We start from the raw sequence: 252 nt of genomic DNA on the forward strand, positions 1-252 counted from the left end.
GATCATAGATTTCTTGAATCATCAATTTCATAGACTGTAAACCACCACCAGAAAGATACCATAATTCGGGATTCAAATATATAATATGACCTTTTTGGTAAGCTGTTATTTTCTGAATAACGGGGTTTTTGCTCAGATCACTATCTGAATCATCCCCACCTACTGCCCGTGTTCTATCTACAACAAATAACAGGTCAGGATCTTTTGATAAAACATATTCAAATGATATAGATTGTCCATGAATAGATGCCT

The 252-nt window shown here is 34.5% G+C and carries 1 protein-coding gene; it reads right to left on the reverse strand.

Annotation, left to right across the window (positions count from 1 at the left end; all coding sequences use genetic code 11):
• Window positions 1–252 (reverse strand): ABC transporter substrate-binding protein (locus SQ11_RS16960; protein WP_156972535.1); only part of this gene is annotated, 252 nt, incomplete at both ends.

The sequence above is a fragment of the Nitrosospira sp. NpAV genome (assembly GCF_000832065.1).
Classification (GTDB): Bacteria; Pseudomonadota; Gammaproteobacteria; order Burkholderiales; family Nitrosomonadaceae; genus Nitrosospira.